Below are 21,188 nucleotides of genomic sequence, written 5' to 3'. Positions count from 1 at the left end.
CTGGTAATTCCCTTTCTGAGCACGTATAACTGTCCTCCGGACTTTTTTTAAGTCACTTTATTTAAGCCACTTTATCGCAGGCAGAAAGAATATCATGATGAATGACACTCTGAGTCAGATTATTGCCGGTGAGCTGAATGCGCAGACAAAACAAGTCACTGCCGCTATTACCTTGCTGGATGAGGGGAACACGGTTCCCTTTATTGCCCGTTACCGGAAAGAAGTTACCGGTGGTCTGGATGATACGCAATTGCGCCAGTTGGAAACCCGCCTCAGTTATCTGCGTGAGCTCAATGATCGCCGTCAGACTATCCTCAAATCCATTGAAGATCAGGGCAAACTGACACCGGAACTGGCGGCGGCTCTCAACGGTACACTCAGTAAAACGGAACTGGAAGACCTCTATCTGCCTTATAAGCCCAAGCGCCGCACGCGCGGGCAGATTGCCATTGAAGCCGGACTGGAGCCACTGGCAGACAGCCTGTGGCAGGATCCGTCACAAGACCCGGAAACGCTTGCCGCTACGTTTACTGACAGTGAAAAAGGTGTGGCAGATACCAAAGCCGCCCTGGACGGCGCCCGTTATATTCTGATGGAGCGCTTTGCCGAAGACGCCGGTCTGCTGAGCAAAATCCGCGACTATCTGTGGCGCAATGCACACCTGGTTTCAACGGTTATCAGCGGTAAAGAAGCGGAAGGTGCTAAATTCAGTGACTATTTTGCACATCACGAAGCGATTGCCAAAGTTCCGTCTCACCGCGCACTCGCGATGTTCCGCGGGCGCAACGAAGGCATTTTACAACTTGCCCTGAATGCTGACCCGCAAAGTGAAGAGCCACCGAAAGAGAGCTACTGCGAAGAACTTATCCGCGATCACCTGGGTATCCGCTTTAACAGCGCCCCGGCTGATGGCTGGCGCAAAGCGGTTGTGAGCTGGACATGGCGGGTGAAGGTGCTGCTGCACCTGGAAACAGAACTGATGTCTGCACTGCGCGAGAAATCAGAAGATGAAGCCATCAATGTGTTTGCCCGTAACCTCAGCGACCTGCTGATGGCTGCTCCCGCAGGAATGCGGGCCACTATGGGGCTGGATCCCGGTCTGCGTACCGGCGTCAAAGTCGCGGTGGTGGATGCCACAGGGAAACTGCTGGCAACCGATACTATTTATCCGCATACCGGCCAGGCTGCCAAAGCCGCGGCGGCAACTGCCGCACTTTGCATAAAATATAATGTGGAGCTGGTGGCAATCGGTAACGGAACCGCGTCCCGTGAAACAGAACGTTTCTTTGCTGATGTGCAGACACAATTCCCGGCCGTCAAAGGACAAAAAGTGATTGTCAGTGAGGCCGGTGCCTCTGTGTATTCTGCGTCAGAGCTGGCGGCACTGGAATTTCCCGACCTTGATGTCACCCTGCGCGGCGCAGTCTCTATCGCCCGTCGTTTACAGGATCCGCTGGCAGAACTGGTGAAAATTGACCCCAAATCTATCGGGGTCGGTCAGTATCAGCATGATGTCAGCCAGACACAGCTTGCCCGTAAACTCGATGCCGTGGTGGAAGACTGCGTAAACGCCGTGGGCGTCGATCTCAATACCGCGTCTGTTCCGCTGCTGACCCGTGTTGCCGGGCTGAGCAAAGTAATTGCACAGAATATTGTGGACTGGCGGGATGAAAACGGTCGCTTTGCTGATCGCAAACAGTTACTGAAAGTTGCACGTCTCGGCCCGAAAGCCTTTGAACAGTGCGCCGGGTTCCTGCGCATTGCCGGCGGGAAAAATGCACTGGATGCCTCCACGGTTCACCCGGAAGCGTACCCGGTAGTGGAAAAAATCCTGCTCGCCACCGAAAAAACGCTCAGTGACCTGATGAGCAACAGTGATGTGCTGCGTGACCTGAAGCCACAGCAGTTTGTTACAGAACAGTTTGGTGTGCCGACTGTCACCGATATCCTGAAAGAGCTGCAAAAACCGGGGCACGACCCGCGCCCTGAATTTAAAACAGCCACATTTGCCGACGGCATTGAAACCATGAATGACCTGACGCCGGGCATGGTTCTGGAAGGTGCTGTCACCAACGTGACTAATTTCGGGGCATTTGTGGATATCGGCGTGCACCAGGATGGTCTGGTTCATATTTCATCGCTGTCAAACCGCTTTGTGGAAGATCCGCATACCGTGGTGAAAGCCGGAGATATCGTCAGTGTCAAAGTGCTGGATGTGGATATCGCCCGCAAGCGCATTGCCCTGACTATGCGCATGGATGAAGAGCCGGAAACCATGACCCGCCGCGGCGCGGCAAGTGATAAACCGCAGACAGAAAAACGCAATGAAAAGCGTAATACGTCCCGTCCTGCCCGTAATGATACCCCTGCCGGTAACAGTATGATGGGCGACGCCCTGTCTGCTGCATTTGGCAAACGTAAGTAATTATCCGCAACAACCGCACGCGGCAGCTCAGGCTGCCCGTGCCGGTGCCGCTTTAGCCATAAATTGCGTTAACCGGACGTAAAAAATGTTACTAACGTAAATCCATACGTAAAATATCTGCTCTCAATTCTTTCATACGCTGAAAATCTTGACGTACATCAAACTTTACTGGTCACTTTTCGGGCTAAATAGATAAAATATTGTTGGTTATGATTCGCATTTGCAGTATCAATTAAATTTGTAAGGGATATTTTCCTGACTCATAGTTCATGCGATAATTATTCTCAATATCATTTCAGTTTGTATGGTTAACGGGAGCCCTTATGACACTTTTGCCACAACACAGTTATAAAATCCTGGGCTTTTCCAACCAAATCAGCCCGGCCTACCGTCAAAAATTATTGTCACTGGGCATGCTGCCCGGTTCTGTTTTCCGGGTGATACGCAGCGCACCGCTGGGTGATCCGATCCAAATCGAAACCCGGCACGTCAACCTGATGCTCAGGAAAAAAGATCTGGCTCTGCTCACGCTTGATAATGTACCGGCATAATCAGCCGCACGATTATCACTGACGCAGTCTTTTCCCTCCGCCCCCGGAGGGTCTGTTTTTTATTGATTGGCATACGACACTATGAAAGCACTCACCCTGGGACTTATCGGTAATCCCAATTCAGGGAAGACCACGCTGTTTAATCAGCTGACCGGTTCAAAACAGCGCGTCGGCAACTGGGCCGGCGTGACGGTAGAACGGAAAATTGGTTACTTCACCACGCCGGAACATAAAATTGAGTTGGTGGATTTACCCGGAACTTACTCGCTGACCACGATTTCTGAACAGACTTCTCTGGACGAACAGATTGCCTGCCACTTTATCCTCAGTGGTGAAGCGGACATGCTGATTAATGTTGTCGATGCCTCAAATCTTGAGCGAAATCTTTACCTTACGCTTCAGTTATTAGAGCTGGGCGTGCCGTGCATCGTCGCACTCAATATGCTGGATATTGCCGAAAAATCAAATATCAAAATTGATATCAATGCACTGTCTGAGCGCCTCGGCTGCCCGGTTATTCCGCTGGTCTCCACCCGCGCCACCGGCGTCAGTGAACTGAAAGCGGCTATCGATAAACACAATATGAAGCCGCATGTGGCGCTGGTCAGTTACCCGGCGGCACTGCTGGACAGTGTCAAAACACTGGCAGAATCTATCTCCACCCATGATTTCAGCGCCACCCAGCGCCGCTGGCTCGCATTACAGAGCCTGGAGGGGGATATCTACAGCCAGGCGCGTGCCGGTTTTACCCCGGAGCATGTTCAGTCTGTCCGTGATGCCATGCAAGCGCAGCAACAGGAAGAGCCGGAGCTGGTGATCGCCGATGCCCGTTATCAGACTATTGCCGGTATTTGTGAGCAGACAATTGATAATTCACACTCTGAACCAAACCAACTCACCGCGTCGATGGATAAAATTGTCCTCAACCGCTGGCTGGGCGTGCCGGTTTTCCTGTTTGTGATGTATCTGATGTTTGTGCTCGCTATCAATATCGGCGGGGCATTGCAGCCGCTGTTTGAAGGCGCCTCCGAAGCAATATTTATCCACGGAACACAATGGCTGGGGATCACCCTCGGCTTCCCTGACTGGCTGACTATTTTCCTCGCCCAGGGTGTCGGCGGCGGTATCAATACTGTTCTGCCGCTCGTACCGCAAATCGGGATGATGTATCTGTTCCTCTCTTTCCTGGAAGATTCCGGCTATATGGCGCGCGCCGCCTTTGTGATGGACAGACTGATGCAGGCGCTCGGGTTACCGGGCAAATCCTTTGTACCGCTGATCGTCGGCTTCGGCTGTAATGTACCGTCCATTATGGGTGCAAGAACCCTGGATGCGCCGCGTGAACGCCTGATCACGGTTCTGATGGCACCGTTTATGTCCTGCGGGGCACGGCTGGCTATCTTTGCGGTCTTTGCCGCTGCCTTCTTCGGCAAAAACGGCGCAAGCATTGTATTCTCTCTATATATCCTCGGCATTGTGGTTGCTATTCTTACCGGGCTGTTACTCAAGCACACCATCATGCGCGGCGAAGCCTCTCCGTTTGTGATGGAGCTGCCGGTCTATCATGTTCCGCACATGAAAACCCTGTTTATGCAAACCTGGCAGCGCCTGAAAGGCTTTGTCGTGCGTGCGGGCAAAGTGATTATTGTCGCCAGTATGTTTATCGGCGCACTCAACAGCTTCAGTTTCTCCGGTAAACCGGCGGACAGTATCAATGACTCTGCGCTGGCATCTGTCAGTAAAGTGATCACCCCGCTGCTCAGTCCTATCGGCGTGCATGATGATAACTGGCAGGCGACTGTCGGACTTATCACCGGCGCGATGGCAAAAGAAGTGGTTGTCGGGACACTGAATACACTGTATACCGCTGAAAGTATTGTCAATGATCCGTTTAATGCTGATGAATTTGACCTGTGGGGTGAACTGGGTGATGCGGTTGGTGAAACGGTGGATTCCCTGAAAGAAACCTTCACATTAGCGGCATTATCTAACCCGATTGAAGCCAGTAAAGGTCCCGGTGATATGGATGGCGGTACCATGGGAACCATGGCGGCGAAATTCGGTTCCGGTATCTCAGCTTACAGCTATCTGATTTTTGTTCTGCTGTATGTGCCTTGTGTCTCTGTTATGGGGGCGATTGCCCGTGAAACCAGCCGTGCCTGGATGACCTTCTCCATCCTGTGGGGACTGAATGTCGCCTATTCTCTCGCTGCCCTGTTCTACCAGACAGCAACCTTCAGTGCGCATCCGGGCAGCAGCGCCCTGATTATCGGTATTGTGCTGGTATTCAACCTGATATTGTTCGCCGTACTGCGCCGGACACGCAGCCGCGTGAATCTTAACTTCCGCCGGGATATGCGCGGCCAGTGTGGTGGCTGCTCCGGCGGTGAATGTCACTAACTGAGAGAGTGCAAAAATGATAAGCCTGATCGCCGTGCGTGATGCTATCGCCCTCAATGGCCGGGCTGACGCCCGGCTTCTCAGCCACCAGCTGAATGCACCGGAAGCTCTGGTGAAAGCCATCATGGAAAAGCTGGCGGCAATGGGAAAAATTGAAGCCGTGAATGTCAGTGACTGCCTGAGCAGCAGTTGTAAGCAGTGCCCTGAAAGTCAGGGCTGCGATACCAGGGTGTATCAGATTCATTCCTGAATTCAGCAAGTTCCCGTCAGATACCGCCTTCCGGCGGTATTTTTTTATGTATTTTCTTCCGCAAACCCCAGCAACACATCACAAAATTCATCCGGATGAGAAATAAACGGCGCATGTCCGCTGTTACGCATAATCTCCGATGGGGATAACGGCAGTTGTTCATCCAGCAGTTGTGCCACTTTTCGCGGCACCAACCCGTCCAGATACCCGTAGATACGCAGGAACGGCATTGTCAGTGATGTGAGCTGCGGACGCAGGTCGGCTGTCCGCAGAATCTCCAGACCGGCATTCAGTACCGTCACATCCGGCAATGGCTGTGCCAGTACCACGGATTTCAGTATCCGCGCATCCCGGCGGGCACTCGCGGTACCCAGGGTCTGCAACGCAAGAAAACGTTCGACTGTGCGCTGAAAATCAGTCGCCAGCTGATGCTGAAACCCGCTCAGAACCGTGGGTTTGATCCCGGGCCAGCCCTCTTCTTCCCGCGCACCAAAACAGGGCGAGGAACTGATAGTCACCAGATGACTCACCGCCTGCGGCTGTGTCAGTGCAATCTGTGTTGCCACCAGTCCGCCCAGCGACCAGCCTGCCAGCACTGAATTCTCCGGCATCTGTGCATACACAACATCTGCCATCTCACTCAATGACATCTCACCAAATTCCTGACTGCGCCCGTAGCCCGGTAAATCAACCTTATGAATACAAAAATGCGGCGCGAGTCGCGTTTCAATGCTGTTCCATACCTCGCCGTTCAGTCCCCAGCCGTGCAGCAGCACAAGATTGCGTTTGCCCTGCCCGCTTTGCTGCCAAAAAAGAGTCGCCATCGCTATTGTTTCCTTATTTATCCGGAGGGAAGACGGATGGTTATTATTGAGAATTACTGCCTGCTATGCAAACAACCTCTTGCTATCGCCGCACACGGGATCTGCGGATTCTGTGAACGGGGGCTGCCGGTGATGCCACGCGTTTGTCTGCGCTGCGGGCATCAACTGATTACACCGGAGCCGGAGTGCGGGCGCTGTCTGCATTCCCCTCCCCCCTGGCAGCGCCTGCTGGCCGTGACCGGATATCAGCCGCCGCTGACGACACTCATCCACCGGCTGAAATACGCCGGGCAACCTTTTATCGCCCGTGCACTGGCCCGTTTGCTGCTGTGCCGGTTTTTACAGGGCTATCGTGACGGACATTATCTGAAGCCGGATTTACTGCTCAGTTCTCCGTTGCACCGGCACAAACAGTGGCTGCGCGGCTTTAATCAGAGCGACCTTATCACCCGTCCGCTGGCAAAATGGCTGCGCCGCCCTTATGACAGTTCCGGCGTTATCCGGACTCGTGCTACACTGAGTCAACGGACGCTGTCCCGTGCTCATCGCCTGACAAACCTGAAATCAGCGTTTGTCTTAACCCGTGAAATACGCGGGCTGAATATCGCTGTAACAGATGATGTCATCACCACGGGAGCGACCATGACAGCGCTGTCTGAATTGCTCATTCGTGCGGGTGCTGCGACAGTCCAGGTCTGGTGTCTCTGTCGCACCTTGTAGTGAACACATGAATGGGCGTATTATAACCAACCAGAACAGTCAACTATTTTCGGGCAATGTTATGATTACTATTACTGACACTGCGCAGGCACATTTTTCCAAACTGCTTGCCAACCAGGAACCCGGTACACAAATCCGTGTTTTTGTTATTAATCCCGGTACACCAAATGCAGAATGTGGTGTGTCTTATTGTCCGCCGGATGCCGTTGAAGCCACGGATACCGCGCTGCCGTTTGAGCAACTGACCGCCTATGTCGATGAACTGAGTGCCCCGTTCCTTGAAGAAGCCGTTATTGACTTCATCACTGACCAGCTCGGCTCTCAGCTCACCCTGAAAGCGCCGAATGCAAAAATGCGCAAAGTGGATGACGATGCTCCGCTTATCGAGCGCGTCGAGTATGTCCTGCAATCTCAGATTAACCCGCAGCTGGCAGGTCACGGCGGCCGTGTTTCCCTGATGGAAATCACGGATGACGGGTTTGCTATCCTCCAGTTCGGCGGCGGATGTAACGGCTGCTCAATGGTCGATGTAACCCTGAAAGAAGGGATCGAAAAAGAGTTATTAAATATGTTCCCCGATGAGCTGAAAGGCGTTAAAGACCTGACTGAACATCAGCCCGGCGAACATTCTTATTACTGATCCGATCAAACTTACAATATTTATACTCTAAATAATTCGGGATGCATGTAGGCGACAAGCGAAGATTGCCGGGGAGCATACATTAGTATGTGACCCGACTAGCTGAGCGTAGTTAACGACCAGGCATCCTGAAGTATGACGAGTATTCGGTGGCCATTATCGCGTGGCCTGTTATATATTGCCCGGTCTGTTTCCGGGCAGTACTCCGGTGGTGCTCTGTCACCACTGATATTCACCTGCATACGAAAAATAATTATGGAACAAATCCGGTTGATCTCTCCTGATGCCGCCTACGGGCTGTGGCAGCAGCGTATTATGTTAGTTGATATCCGTGATCCGCAAAGCTTTCGCGCCGGTCACGCTGATGGTGCTTTTCATCTGACAAATGACTCCGTAAATACCTTTATGGATCAGACAGATTTTGAACAGCCGATTCTGGTGATGTGTTACCATGGACACAGCAGTCAGGGCGCAGCTCAGTATCTGCTTAATGTCGGCTATGAAACGGTGTACAGCATCAACGGCGGCTTTGAAAGCTGGTCGCGTCTCTACCCGGACACAGTCAGGTCTCTCGCGTAAAAACGAACAGTTAAACGGACAGTTATATGGTTTATTTGATCACCATTGCCAACCCGAGGATAGCTCAGTCATTCATTGATTACATGGCATCCCGTGATATTCATCTCGTCATGCGTGCAACCCGTGAAGGGAGTGGTGTCGAATTATGGCTGGACGACGAAAGCAAACTGACCGAAACACAGGCAGAATTAGAGAGCTTCATGCGTGACCCGATGAACAAACGCTATCTCGCTGCCAGTTGGGCGTCCGGCGAAACAGATTCCCCGTTTCGCTATCCCGCCTCTTACTCCGCCAAAAACCTGATAACCCCCGCAGGTCCGCTGACTATCACTATTACCGTGCTGTGTGCGCTTGTTTATCTGTGGATGCAGATAAGCGGTACTGACGCGGTAATGGATTATCTGGCATGGCCGGATGCAGGTCAGCAGGGTGAACTCTGGCGTTGGGTAAGCCCGGTATTTCTGCATTTTTCCCTGACACATATTTTAATGAATCTTGCCCTGTGGTGGTATCTTGCGGGTCAGGTGGAAAAGCAGATGGGCAGCGGGCGGCTGTTTGTCATTACCATCGTTTCCGCACTCTTCAGCTGTTGGGCACAATCCTTGTTCAGCGGCTCCTCATTCGGCGGGCTGTCCGGCGTGGTTTTTGCGCTGATAGCCTATGCCTGGTATACCGGCGTGCGCAATCCGTCAGCCGGGATTTACCTGCCCGGCGCTATGATGGCTTTCTCCGTATTATGGTTGGTTATCGGTTATTTTGATTTATTTGGTACAATGCCGATTGCCAATATGGCACACGCCGCGGGGCTGGCTATCGGTCTGTTGATGGCTGTGTGGGATAACCGCCGTCCGGCGGCCTGAATAATAATGTAATAATGATCTGCTGCTTTATTCACGCCGCACCTGTGCGGCGATATTGATTTGACCGGGGGATTTTGTGAAACAAACACAGCGCCACGATGCTATCGTCGAATTAGTCAATAAACAGGGCTATGTCAGCACAGAAGAGCTGGTAGAGTTCTTTAATGTCAGCCCGCAAACTATCCGGCGTGATCTCAATGAACTGGCAGAGCTGAATAAAATTCACCGCCACCACGGTGGTGCGGCTCAGCCATCCAGTTCAGTCAATGCCGCCTATCATGAACGCAAAAGCATGTGGTCAGATGAAAAGCGCCGCATTGCCCGCCGCGTTGCCTCACAGATCCCTGATGGCGCAACACTGTTTATTGATATCGGTACTACGCCGGAAGCCGTGGCTCATGAATTACTGAACCATAAAAATCTGCGCATCGTCACCAATAACCTGAATGTCGCCACTCTTCTGATGGCAAAAGAGGATTTCCGGCTGATCCTCGCCGGTGGAGAAGTCCGCTCACGGGATGGTGGTATTGTCGGCGAAGCCACACTCGATTTTATCTCTCAGTTCCGTCTGGATTTCGGCATACTCGGGATAAGCGGCATTGATACTGACGGCTCGCTGCTGGAGTTTGATTATCACGAAGTGCGCACAAAACGCGCAATTATCGAAAATTCCCGCTGTGTAATGCTTGTCACTGATCACTCCAAATTTGGCCGCAATGCCATGGTAAACCTCGGCAATATGGGGCTTATCGACTGTCTGTTTACGGATAAACGCCCGCCTGACAGCATTATCAAAATTCTTGCTGAGCAAAACGTCCAGCTCGATATCTGCGACTAAACCTGTCTTTCTTCCGCGTCACAGCACCTGTGACGCGGTCGCGATATCTTTAGCTTCTGCTGCTCTCTCCTTCCCGTTATTTTCCGCTGTTTCCCGTTGCCGCTCTAACACTTAATATCATTACATTTAGCATGGATATGCTAATGAATTGTTACCCTTGTCACGGGAAACGTTTTTTTATGTACAAAATGTTGGATTATCGATCGCATTGAATTATCATGAGCGATAACGAACATAAAAGAATGTATGCGCGCATCACGGGAGTCAGGATGGAAACCAAAGATTTGATCGTCATCGGGGGCGGAATAAACGGAGCAGGTATTGCCGCTGATGCCGCAGGGCGCGGGCTTTCCGTTCTGATGCTGGAAGCACGGGATCTGGCCTGTGCCACCTCGTCTGCCAGCTCAAAACTGATCCACGGCGGGCTGCGCTATCTCGAACATTATGAGTTTCGTTTAGTGAGCGAAGCACTGGCTGAGCGCGAAGTATTGTTAAAAATGGCACCGCACATTGCATTCCCGATGCGCTTTCGTCTGCCGCATCAGCCACATCTGCGCCCGGCCTGGATGATCCGCGCAGGATTATTCCTTTACGACCACCTGGGTAAACGCACGACGCTTCCCGCCAGCCGCGGTTTGACGTTCAACAGCGCATCCCCGCTGAAACCGGAATTCAAAAAAGGCTTCGAATACTCGGATTGCTGGGTCGATGATGCCCGCCTTGTGGTGCTTAACGCACAGGAAATTGTGCGCAAAGGCGGCGAAGTCCGCACCCGGACAAAAGTTACCCGTGCATGGCGCGAAAACGGGCTCTGGCAGGTCGAAGCTGAAAATACACTGACCGGTGAAAAATTGCACTGGCAGGCAAAAGGATTAGTTAATGCCGCCGGTCCGTGGGTAAAAGCGCTCTTTGATGACGGGCTGCACCTTAAGTCACCTTACGGCATCCGTCTCATTAAAGGCAGTCATATTGTTGTGCCGCGCGCTCATGACGAGCCGCAGGCGTATATTCTGCAAAATGAAGATCACCGTATCGTGTTTGTTATCCCGTGGATGGATGAGTTTTCGATTATTGGTACGACTGATGTGGAATACCATGGCGATCCTGCTGATGTAAAAATTGATGATTCTGAAATTAATTATCTGCTGGGTGTTTATAACGATCACTTTAAAAGAACCCTGACCCGTGATGACGTGCGCTGGAGCTATTCAGGTGTGCGCCCGCTGTGTGACGATGAGTCCGATTCTCCGCAGGCCATTACCCGGGATTACACGCTGGATCTGCATGATGAAAACGGGCTGGCACCTCTGCTGTCGGTATTTGGCGGAAAACTCACCACATACCGCAAACTGGGTGAACATGCACTGGATAAACTTGCGGCCTATTATCCCCGGGCCGGAAAAGCATGGACAAAGCAGGCGGTTCTGACCGGCGGTGAACTCAATGGTCATTCACGGGATGAATATGCACGGGTACTGAGTGAAAATTATCCCTGGTTACCGAACGGGCTGGCGCTGCGCTTTGCCCGCACATACGGCAGTCAGACGGCAAAAATTCTGGACGGTGCACAGTCACTGAGCGACCTCGGGCAGGCATTTGGTCACAATCTGTATGAAGCCGAGTTACGCTATCTGGTGAAAAATGAGTGGGTTATCAGTGCAGAAGACGCGCTGTGGCGCAGAACCAAACTGGGAATGTGGCTCAGTCATGATGAGCAGCAGCAGGTTGCACAGTGGCTGGAAAGCAATCAGCTTTAAAAGCAATCCGCACTGATCAGAATAATACAGACCGGGGAAATCTACCGGTCTGCTTATTGATTACCGCCGGGATTCCAGCGCCATTTTCACCGCCAGACCGGCCAGCACAGTTCCCATCAGCCAGCGTTGTACCACCTGCCATAGCGGGCGTCCGGTCATAAATCCGGCAACCGTTCCCGCCGTAAAAATGATCAGTGCATTGCCTGCAATACTGATGAACATCTGCATGCTGCCGAAGATCAGAGATTGTGTCAGCACGCTGCCGTGTCCCGGTACAATAAACTGCGGCAGCAGAGAAAGATACATCACCGCCACTTTCGGGTTTGCCAGACTGGTCAGAAATCCCATAGTAAATAGTTTTTTGGGTTTATCTGCCGGCAGATCCCGCACAGAAAATGCAGAGCGTCCGCCCGGTTTCACTGCCTGCCAGGCAAGATACAAAAGGTATAATGCCCCGGCAATACGCAATGCGTCATAAGCATAAGGAACCGCAAAAAATAGCGCGGTGATCCCGAATGCGGCACTGAGCATATAAAATACAAACGCCAACCCGACACCGGCAAGCGAAACATATCCGGCCTTCTTTCCCTGACAGAGTGAACGGGAGATCAGATAAATCATATTGGGGCCGGGCGTTAATACCATTCCCAGAGCAACCAACGCAAATGCGAGCAATGATGTAAGATCAGGCATAACACACTCCCTGACAGATAATGTATAACAGATTATAAGATAAAACCGCCCTTTTTAAGAATATATTACCGCCAACAACATGCGGTCATTGATTATAGTCAGAACAGAAAAAAAAGCAGCAATAACATAATTCAGTATGTATTAATAACGTGGATTACTGCACAAAACCGCAGGCATAAAAAAAAGCGCTGAATAGCGCTTTTGTAAGAATTGACAGATATCAGTGAACCTGTGCCGGACTGAGAAGCTGGTAAATAGTATCCGGTGTGTATTTATCGCCGGAAAAATAGATATTCCAGTCAGTCAGCATTGAAGTATCCAGTTGATATACGCCGCCCTCTTCCATTTCTTTCACATAGAATGGCTGGTTAATCAGTTTGCCGGTAAAGGTATCATTTTCCAGACGCTCCGGAACAAACCACATGTGTTCCAGGTCATCAGTATCCCCGTATGGAATACCGCATTTGACCATAAACGCCCGTGGCGTTTCCTCTTCTTCCACTTCTTTACGATTTTTTTTTACTGAAAAATCCCGCCAGCAGACCTTTTTTCTCTTTGACTTCCGGCTGACCGTATTCTGTAAACATCTGAGCAAAATAGTGCCAGCGTAACCGGGCTTTGGTCGCCATCTCATATGTTTCAGTATTCGGCCGGTAAAACATAATTGCCGCATCATCATCAAACCCTTTGAAAAAGGTTTGCAATACCGGGGTACTCTCATTGGTACGGAATAACATGCAGGAAGGATGATCATGCTGATCGTCCCGATCGCTGCGATCCCCCAGAAATTGATTTTCAGGCATATTATCGTGAGAGTAATCAATATCTTCCAGTGATTTCAATTGCTCAATCGGGGTTTCTTTATTCACCTGACGAATACCTTCCTGATAAGGAAGCGCCACAATATACTCTAATTGTTTCTCTGTCTGACCACACAGCATCGGCTCATTAAACAGAACTTTACCTTCATTCAGGCTCTGTCCGACAAAACTGCGCAGTAAATCAGGAATACCGTAGTACGAATTAATCGTATGCGGTAACAGCAGTTCCACCTCCGGGATCCCACAACGCAGCAATCCGTGAGTATGGAACCAATACATGGTCGGCGGAGTATTCTCAGTGTCATAAATCGCATGAATGGTGTACAGCGATTCAATATTCAGCTGCACATCATTTTCAAGCTGAAAATTGAGCCACTCACGGGTAAATCCGCGACCGGCCGCGGAAATATCGATCCCCAGCAGTAAGTCCGGAACTAATATCTGCACCATTTTAAGCTGATGGCGATAGCTGAGCAGCACATCATTCTTTAAAAGACATTCAACATAGATATCCTGCTCCGTCTGGTTTACTGCTGCGAGTAATTCCGGCGACAATGTATCTGTTGAATAATAAGGATTAATTTCCAGTTCCGGCGCTCTTGGTGCCAGCGAAATCAGGAATAATAATTCGTCATCTCCATAGTGGCACGTATAGTAAAAACTGTGTTCATCGGCATCCCCGTATTCAATATCACCCTGTGTGAAAAAGGTTTGTGATGCTAACCGCTCTTCTAACTCAGCCAGGTTCAGCCGCGAAGGAGAGAATGTCACAATCTCCGACGTCATTTTCTTTCCTTTACCTTCAGCGACCTCAAGGTAATATTGTTTTATATCCATCGGTAATGCCTTTATCCGCTCTGGTTATACTACTGTACTGTAACAATCTCGGACTAAACGCTAAGCTTTCCCCCCCGGGGAAGGTGAGATCTTCGAGCGTCAATTATATTCATTGTTACAACAATAACCTCTGATTTCGTCCCGGAGGAACCGGTGAGGTAGCTTAAAAAAAATGAATATGCTAAAAATAAACTAATTTGTTCATGCATATAAGTATCACATTTGGTAAGCAGAATTCACTCAGAATAATCCACCTGTCACGACATGAATTTACATTTTTACATAGCCGGTACCGGCAATTGATGAAACAACCCCGGCCCGATTTTCTGTCTGAACCGTAACAAGGTACAATAATGTGAGTAAAAACAATAAATTAGTTATTACAGTTTTGTTACCACCCCACTATCATACCGTGGATTTCCTTGCTTTTCATTTACGGGATACGCACAACGTCGCTGAACAGGTTACTGAGAACCGGGTGATGAAAGGGATCTGCCTGCACGGGCATCCTGCCCTGCTGACACTGGAAACTGACGCCGGACAGGTGCGGGTGACATTGCATACCGATGGCCCGACGCTGCCCGGCGACGAAGCAGCACTGCACCATCTCGCCCGGCATATGCTGGGATTATTACAGCCGGTACAGGAATTTGAGTCCCTGTATCAGGAACATCCGCAGGTCGGGCAGTTAATCCGCCATCAACAGGGGCTGCGTATCTATCAGTCCGCCACACCATTTGAAGCGATTAACTGGGCGATTATCGGGCAGCAAATCAGTGTTCATGCCGCTATATCTATCCGCCGCCGCCTGATTCAGCACATCAATCTGCGCCACTCCGGCGGGTTGTGGTGCTACCCGGATGCCACGCATATTCTGAAAACAGATTTTGACGGGCTGCGCAGTTGTGGTTTTTCTGTCGGCAAAGCCAATGCATTGCTGACATTGAGTGAACAGCTGGAAAGCGGTGAACTGGTGCTGCCCGATGTGGTCACACCGGACAATGCAGATGCGGTTTCTGCGTCACTGACTGCCATTAAAGGCATAGGCACCTGGACGGTCAGCTATGCATTACTGCGCGGATTTAATTACCTTAACGGCTCACTTCACGGTGATGTGGCAGTGCGGCGCAATTTACAGCGCCTGCTCGAACGGGAAGAAAAACTGACCGCAGAGGAAACGCAGGTATGGCTGGCAGAGTTTGCCCCGCACCGGGCATTAATGGCGGCACATCTTTGGCGGCTGGAATCTGCCGCCGGATATTAAGTGGTATAAAGTGCCGCAGATACACTGCGGCAACTTCAGATAGTATCAGCGCAACCAGTTGGTTTTTGCCAAATCAACAATCTCATCACCCCGCCCGTTAATAATCGCGCGCAGCATATAAAGACTGAATCCTTTAGCTTGTTCAAATTTAATGTCCGGCGGCATCGCCAGTTCCTGTTTGGCTGTGACCACATCCACCAGAACCGGGCCGTCATGCGCAAATGCTGTTTTCAGGGCATCATCCAGTGACTCACTGTCTTCAACCCGTATCCCTTTGATACCCATGGCATTTGCCATCGCCGCAAAATCCGGATTATGCAGATCAGTGCCATCGGTTAAATAACCGCCGGCTTTCATCTCCATCGCGACAAAACCCAGGACACTGTTGTTAAAGATGATAATTTTCACCGGTAGTTTCATTTGTGCCAGCGAAATAAAATCCCCCATCAGCATACTGAATCCGCCGTCACCGCACATGGCTACCACCTGGCGTTTGCGATCAATTGCCTGTGCGCCGATAGCCTGCGCCATCGCATTTGCCATCGATCCGTGATTAAAGGAGCCGATAAGCCGCCGCTTCCCGTTCATGGTGAGATAACGTGCCGCCCAGACAGTCGGCGTGCCGACATCACAGGTGAAAACAGTATCCTCATTTGCCAGCTCACTGATTTTTTTCGCCAGATACTGCGGGTGGATAAGCTCCCGTTTACTTGCTGTTGCCAGCGCATCCAGGTCACTGCGGGCCGTCTGATAGTGCTTCAGGGCATTATCAAGGTGCGTCCGGTCTTCTTTGGCGTGTAACCGGGGCTGAATCGCATTAAGAGTGGCTTTGATATCCCCGATGACCGCCATATCCACAGCACAGTGCGCACCGAGACTGCCCGGGTTGATATCCACCTGAATAATTTTTGCTTTTGCCGGATAAAAGGCACGATACGGAAAATGCGTGCCGAGCAGCACCAGGGTATCTGCGTTTTCCATAGCATAGTAGCCGGACGAAAACCCGATAAGCCCGGTCATTCCCACACTGTACGGGTTATCGTATTCCAGATACTCTTTACCGCGCAGCGCATGCACCACCGGGGCTTTCAGTGTTTCTGCCAGTTTAAGCACTTCATCATGTGCACCGGCACATCCTGCCCCGCACATCAGTGTGATGTTTTTCGCACCATTAAGTGCATCCGCCAGCTTCATCAGTTCATCCCGCTGCGGCATCACCAATGGCAGAGACGGTTCATACCAGACATTGCGGGCAGATTCCGGTGCGGGTTTTAACGCCACATCTCCCGGAATAACCACAACCGCCACACCCCGCTCAAGAATAGCTTTGCGCATGGCAATTCCCAGCACCTGCTGAATCTGTTCCGGGTTTGACACCAGTTCACAGTAAACACTGCATTCGCGGAATAATTCCTGCGGATGCGTTTCCTGAAAATAATGACTGCCAATCTCACCGGAAGGAATATGCGCAGCGATCGCCAATACCGGTACGCGGTTACGCTGACAATCAAATAACCCATTAATTAAATGGAGATTTCCGGGGCCACAGGAGCCTGCACATACTGCCAGTCTGCCGGTCAGATGCGCTTCTGCACCTGCGGCAAATGCAGCAACCTCTTCATGCCGTGTTCCCATCCATTCAATCGTACCCAATTTGCGTAAACTGTCACTCAACCCGTTCAGCGAGTCTCCGGTGACACCCCAGATACGGTTGATTCCTGCATCCGCTAACATTTTTGCGATATAACCCGCGACTGTCTGCTTCATCGTAAACCTTCCCTCTTACTGGTTATCAAATCTGATTAGGAAAATGGTGTGACACGGAGCAATCCAAACCTTGCCCGATATCGTTATCCCGTAACCTGAGTGTAGTCCACACCAGACGCAGATAAAACAACCGGCAATAAGGTAAATCAGCAGAATCAATCTATGGTGTATTCTGAAGCAGGGCGGGATAATCTAAAAAAGACTTGCTGATATATAAATAAGCCTGTTTAAATTAAGGTAAATAATATTAATATTACTTTTACCACCACGATATTTATATTTACATTACTTTTCACCGCGAAATAAGATGATAATTTAAATATCTTTAATATACTGATAAATCTGTATTTTTTTATTTATTTTGAATGGCTTTATTTTTTATTTTGCAGTCATCATCATTATTATTCATACCCCATGCAATACTGATATGATATAAACCCGATCTCCGTCACGCTCACTTTTTTATATCTGACGTTAAAATCCCTCCTGCAAATAAATAACGACTATTCACTGATGACAGAATCCCGCCGGTTCTGTCAGAAGGTGTCAGCGTAAAAATAAAATGTACTCATGTTGCGCCAGCGTTGTGGTGTGACCGGTCATTTCCGGTCATGCCCGCGCTTATACTCAACGTCATTCAAGATGCAGGCAGGCGGCAAGCTCCGACCGCCGGGGAGCATACATTAGTATGTGACCCAGCGGGCTGTGCGTAGCCAACAAACCTGCAGTTTGAATGAATAAGAGTATACACCAGGGCTTCTTTCACCAGCACATAAACCGGTTTCAGTAAACGGGGTATAATGTAATGACTAATAAATATAATATCAGTGAGAAACTTTTTGCTCTTGAGGAGTTCAGCAAGAAAACCCGCCAGGACTTACATAAGATCCCTGAGCTGTCCGGTGAAGAGTATAAAACCTCAGAATATTGTCGCAAACTGATGGAAAGCTTCGGTTATACCATTCGTCCGTTTGAAGGGTATACCGGGTTTACCGCAGAGTTAATGATCGACCCCGCAAAACGTCTGATTGCTTACCGCACTGATATTGATGGTCTGGAAATGCCGGACATGACCTGTAACGAGCACAGCTCGGTGCATGAAGGCTGCGCACACAACTGTGGCCACGATACCCACATGACCATCGCGCTGACTGCGGCAAAATACCTGAGTGAGCACCGCGACGAACTCCGTTGTAACATCCGCTTCATCTTCCAGATGGCAGAAGAGGATATGCGTATTCCGGGTGCGGATAAAATGGTCGAAATGGGCTGTATGGACGGTGTTGATGAAGTCTACGGGCTGCACAATGACGGGGCAATTGAGACCGGGCTTATCCGCTTTAATGCAGGTGTTATGTCTTCCTACGGCTCGGCGTGGACGCTGGATGTTTACGGGATTTCCGCACACGGCTCCACCCCGCACAAAGGCCTGGATGCTATCCGCGAAGCCACCCGTATAATCGATTATATGGATTACATTGTCGCCAAAAAAACCGATCCTTTCAGTCCGGCGGTTTTTGGTTGCGGAATGTTCAATGGCGGTACTATTCCTAATGCGCTGGCGGATTACGTTCAGGCACGCGGAACCATCCGTTCAATGGATGAAGAAACCAATAATATCTTAAAAGCCAGTTTTAAAGAGATTGTTGCCCGCAGCGAAGCCGGTGGTTTTAAAACCACACTGGATGCCTGCGGCTACCCTGCGGTTATTAACCATCCACAGGCTGCTGCTGCAATTTATAAAGCCGCTGCCGCGTTCTTACCGGCAGAAAATATTGACGCAAACGGCAAACCAATGACCGGAAGCGAAGACTTCAGTTATATGGTAAATGCCACCAAAGATAAATTCGGCGCCATGTATTTCTTAGGCAGCGGAAACAAAGCCAAAGGTATTGATAACTATCTGCACGCCAACCCTTATTTTGTAGACGATGATTGTCTGCTGATCGGCGCACAAATTTTTATTAACATCGCCACACATTAATAATAAAAACACACAGCAATATCAGGCCCGGTAACAGATGTTACCGGGCTTTTTTTTATCATAAATATTGCGTTTATATTCTGAATAATTCGGGATGCAGGGAACTAGCCTGCAGTTTGAATGAATAAGGGTATACTCTAAATAATTCGGGATGCCTGTAGGCGGCAAGCGAAGACAGACGGGGAGCATACATCAGTATGTGACCCGGTTAGCTGAGCACAGCCAACACACCTGCAGTTTGAATCAGTAAGAGTAGTATACCCGACGTCATTCAAGATGCAGGCAGGCGGCAAGGGAAGATAAACGGGGAGCATACATCAGTATGTGACCCGGTTAGCTGAGCGCAGCCAACACACCTGCAGTTTGAATGAATAAGGGTATATCAGAGTTCGGGTAATGCGCGGTACAGCACATCCCTCTCACCTTGCTCAGCAGGCAACCACTGTTCCGGCTGATGAATATAATTCAGGTCAAGATGCGGGGCATAACAGGAAATAAAGTCATACATATAATCTTTCAGATGTGTATGGCGACTGATGCAAATATGGGTATAACTCGGTTTCACCAAATTTCCGATATTAATACAACGCAATGTTTCACTGTCTTCCTGTGAATCAAACGCGACAGAGGAAATAACCCCCACACCTGCCCCCCGTTTTACATAAAATTTAATAATCTCTGTATCGACTGCCGTTAATACCACATTGGGTGTTAAATGATTCTGATAAAAGACCTGATCCAGCTTGGAACGCCCGGTAAATCCGAATACATAGGTTATCAGCGGATAATTCGCCAGCTCTTCAATCGTCAGTTGCTCATGCTGCGCCAACGGGTGATCATGCGGCACAATAGCACTGCGTGACCACTGATAACACGGCAGGGTCAGTAAATCGTCATACAGGTGCAGTGACTCTGTTGCGATAGCGAAATCCACATCCCCGTTCTTAACCATTTCAGCGAGTTGTGCCGGCGCGCCTGATGAAAATGCAGGGAAATATTCGGATAACGGGCATTAAAGCGCTCAATGACTTTCGGTAATTTATAGCGGATCTGAGTATGGGTCGTGGCAATACGGAGATTCTGTTTAATTGTGCTGTCTTCGTTAGATACCAGGCTTTTAATTTTATCAAACTGCGCAAGGATGTCGCAGGCAACGCGATGAACTTCTTCGCCAATCGGACTAAGTGATAATAAGTTATTATTTTTCCGGTTAAATAAAGAAACGTTCAGTTCATCTTCAAGAATTTTAAGCTGTTTACTCACCGTTGGCTGCGATGTATACAGTTTTTCGGCAGCATTCGTGATATTAAAATCACTTCGGACCACCTCAACAAAACTTTTGAGCTGATTAATATTCATTGCTTAATTATCCAGTTATAAAACGGATTAAAAATATTAAAATTATTAATAAATAGGACTATAGGAGTAATACGACTGCTGTGTACCCTGAATGATAGCACAAGGCGGATGATGAAGAAATAAACACACAAAACGCAATAGAGGCAATGATAAATGTATTGATCCGTTTAAATAAAAACAGAGAAAAAACAGATTTTCTACAAAAAACGGTATCCGTTATTAGCACGCTAATAACGGATTTTTGAGATAATATTGAGCGTTACTCAGTTATCACGAAATCACATCAGTTCGGATTCAACAGGCAAAATAACAGTTTCCGCTTTCCAGGATTCCCGTTCATTTGCTCCGTCGCGCCTGCTTCGTCCTTCAATATCAGTAAAGAACCAACCAACCGGCACTTCAAAGATATCTGCAATACGGACTAAACAATCAACATCCACACGGTTTACACCACGTTCATAACGTGACATTTGCTGTTGACTGATTTCAATCATTTCAGCCAGTCTTGCAGCAGTAATACCGTGATCTTTTCGTAACACCTGAATTTTTTGCCCAACAGCACGGGCTATTGAGTTTTTTGCTTTGGTCATGTCGCTATCCCTCACATATAGCTGCGGTC

16 protein-coding genes and 2 pseudogenes are annotated in these 21,188 nt (G+C 49.6%); 12 read left to right on the top strand and 6 right to left on the bottom strand.

Going from position 1 to position 21,188, the window contains the following annotated elements; translation table 11 throughout:
• Positions 1–94: 94 nt before the first annotated feature.
• From AYY17_RS17555 to AYY17_RS17540, 4 genes are all read left to right on the top strand, one after another.
• A complete protein-coding gene (locus AYY17_RS17555; protein WP_067425926.1) occupies positions 95–2,425 on the top strand; it encodes a Tex family protein in 2,331 nt (776 codons plus the stop codon).
• Between the two features lie 323 nt (positions 2,426–2,748).
• The gene (gene feoA / locus AYY17_RS17550; protein ID WP_067368668.1) at positions 2,749–2,976 is read left to right on the top strand and encodes a ferrous iron transporter A; all 228 of its coding nucleotides are present in this window, start codon (positions 2,749–2,751) and stop codon (positions 2,974–2,976) included.
• An 81-nt stretch (positions 2,977–3,057) separates the two neighbouring features.
• Positions 3,058–5,376 (top strand): Fe(2+) transporter permease subunit FeoB, encoded by a 2,319-nt coding sequence (feoB, locus tag AYY17_RS17545; RefSeq protein ID WP_067425922.1) that lies wholly within the window; start codon positions 3,058–3,060, stop codon positions 5,374–5,376.
• A 16-nt stretch (positions 5,377–5,392) separates the two neighbouring features.
• A complete protein-coding gene (locus tag AYY17_RS17540) occupies positions 5,393–5,626 on the top strand; it encodes a FeoC-like transcriptional regulator (RefSeq protein WP_067368664.1) in 234 nt (77 codons plus the stop codon).
• Between the two features lie 44 nt (positions 5,627–5,670).
• Here the strand turns inward: AYY17_RS17540 and bioH are convergent, their stop codons facing one another.
• Positions 5,671–6,450, bottom strand: coding sequence for a pimeloyl-ACP methyl ester esterase BioH (bioH, locus tag AYY17_RS17535; protein WP_067425919.1), 780 nt, complete (start codon positions 6,448–6,450; stop codon positions 5,671–5,673).
• Between the two features lie 36 nt (positions 6,451–6,486).
• On the opposite strand from bioH, the gene AYY17_RS17530 reads away from it, so the two are divergent.
• The 6 genes from AYY17_RS17530 to glpD all read left to right on the top strand — a co-directional run bounded on the left by AYY17_RS17530 (position 6,487) and on the right by glpD (position 11,844).
• The gene (locus AYY17_RS17530) at positions 6,487–7,170 is read left to right on the top strand and encodes a DNA utilization protein GntX (RefSeq protein ID WP_067425916.1); all 684 of its coding nucleotides are present in this window, start codon (positions 6,487–6,489) and stop codon (positions 7,168–7,170) included.
• A gap of 61 nt (positions 7,171–7,231) precedes the next feature.
• Positions 7,232–7,810 carry a Fe-S biogenesis protein NfuA gene (nfuA, locus tag AYY17_RS17525; RefSeq protein ID WP_067426089.1) on the top strand — a complete coding sequence of 193 codons (579 nt, stop codon included), beginning with the start codon at positions 7,232–7,234 and terminating at the stop codon, positions 7,808–7,810.
• A 255-nt stretch (positions 7,811–8,065) separates the two neighbouring features.
• Positions 8,066–8,389: a thiosulfate sulfurtransferase GlpE gene (gene glpE / locus AYY17_RS17520; protein WP_067406054.1), complete on the top strand. Its 324-nt coding sequence runs from the start codon at positions 8,066–8,068 to the stop codon at positions 8,387–8,389.
• 26 nt (positions 8,390–8,415) lie between these two features.
• Positions 8,416–9,249, top strand: coding sequence for a rhomboid family intramembrane serine protease GlpG (gene glpG, locus AYY17_RS17515; RefSeq protein ID WP_067425913.1), 834 nt, complete (start codon positions 8,416–8,418; stop codon positions 9,247–9,249).
• Between the two features lie 76 nt (positions 9,250–9,325).
• Positions 9,326–10,087: a DeoR/GlpR family transcriptional regulator gene (locus tag AYY17_RS17510; protein ID WP_067425910.1), complete on the top strand. Its 762-nt coding sequence runs from the start codon at positions 9,326–9,328 to the stop codon at positions 10,085–10,087.
• 269 nt (positions 10,088–10,356) lie between these two features.
• Complete coding sequence (glpD, locus tag AYY17_RS17505) at positions 10,357–11,844, top strand: glycerol-3-phosphate dehydrogenase (protein WP_067425906.1); 1,488 nt, start codon at positions 10,357–10,359, stop codon at positions 11,842–11,844.
• A 60-nt stretch (positions 11,845–11,904) separates the two neighbouring features.
• On the opposite strand, the gene AYY17_RS17500 is transcribed toward glpD, so the two are convergent.
• Together AYY17_RS17500 and AYY17_RS17495 are read right to left on the bottom strand one after the other, a co-directional pair.
• Positions 11,905–12,537, bottom strand: a complete 633-nt coding sequence (locus AYY17_RS17500; protein ID WP_067425903.1) for a LysE family translocator — start codon at positions 12,535–12,537, stop codon at positions 11,905–11,907.
• A 220-nt stretch (positions 12,538–12,757) separates the two neighbouring features.
• Positions 12,758–14,195 (bottom strand): annotated as a pseudogene (locus AYY17_RS17495) (DUF4026 domain-containing protein).
• Between the two features lie 355 nt (positions 14,196–14,550).
• Between AYY17_RS17495 and AYY17_RS17490 the strand changes: the two are divergent.
• The gene (locus AYY17_RS17490; RefSeq protein ID WP_067425901.1) at positions 14,551–15,459 is read left to right on the top strand and encodes a DNA-3-methyladenine glycosylase family protein; all 909 of its coding nucleotides are present in this window, start codon (positions 14,551–14,553) and stop codon (positions 15,457–15,459) included.
• 45 nt (positions 15,460–15,504) lie between these two features.
• On the opposite strand, the gene poxB is transcribed toward AYY17_RS17490, so the two are convergent.
• Positions 15,505–17,226, bottom strand: coding sequence for a ubiquinone-dependent pyruvate dehydrogenase (gene poxB / locus AYY17_RS17485; RefSeq protein WP_067425898.1), 1,722 nt, complete (start codon positions 17,224–17,226; stop codon positions 15,505–15,507).
• An 805-nt stretch (positions 17,227–18,031) separates the two neighbouring features.
• Between poxB and AYY17_RS17480 the strand changes: the two genes are divergently transcribed.
• Complete coding sequence (locus AYY17_RS17480; RefSeq protein ID WP_067425895.1) at positions 18,032–19,210, top strand: M20 metallopeptidase family protein; 1,179 nt, start codon at positions 18,032–18,034, stop codon at positions 19,208–19,210.
• Positions 19,211–19,592: 382 nt separating this feature from the next.
• Here AYY17_RS17480 and AYY17_RS17475 read toward each other — a convergent pair.
• Together AYY17_RS17475 and AYY17_RS17470 are read right to left on the bottom strand one after the other, a co-directional pair.
• A pseudogene (locus AYY17_RS17475) lies at positions 19,593–20,569 on the bottom strand (LysR substrate-binding domain-containing protein).
• A gap of 278 nt (positions 20,570–20,847) precedes the next feature.
• Positions 20,848–21,159 (bottom strand): helix-turn-helix domain-containing protein, encoded by a 312-nt coding sequence (locus tag AYY17_RS17470; RefSeq protein WP_067405797.1) that lies wholly within the window; start codon positions 21,157–21,159, stop codon positions 20,848–20,850.
• Positions 21,160–21,188: the final 29 nt, after the last annotated feature.

Origin of the sequence: Morganella psychrotolerans, from assembly GCF_001676055.1 — a bacterium.
Taxonomy (GTDB): domain Bacteria; phylum Pseudomonadota; class Gammaproteobacteria; order Enterobacterales; family Enterobacteriaceae; genus Morganella; species Morganella psychrotolerans_B.
The sequence above is the reverse complement of the archived record's forward strand: the minus strand, read 5'-3'. Positions and strand labels throughout refer to the sequence as shown.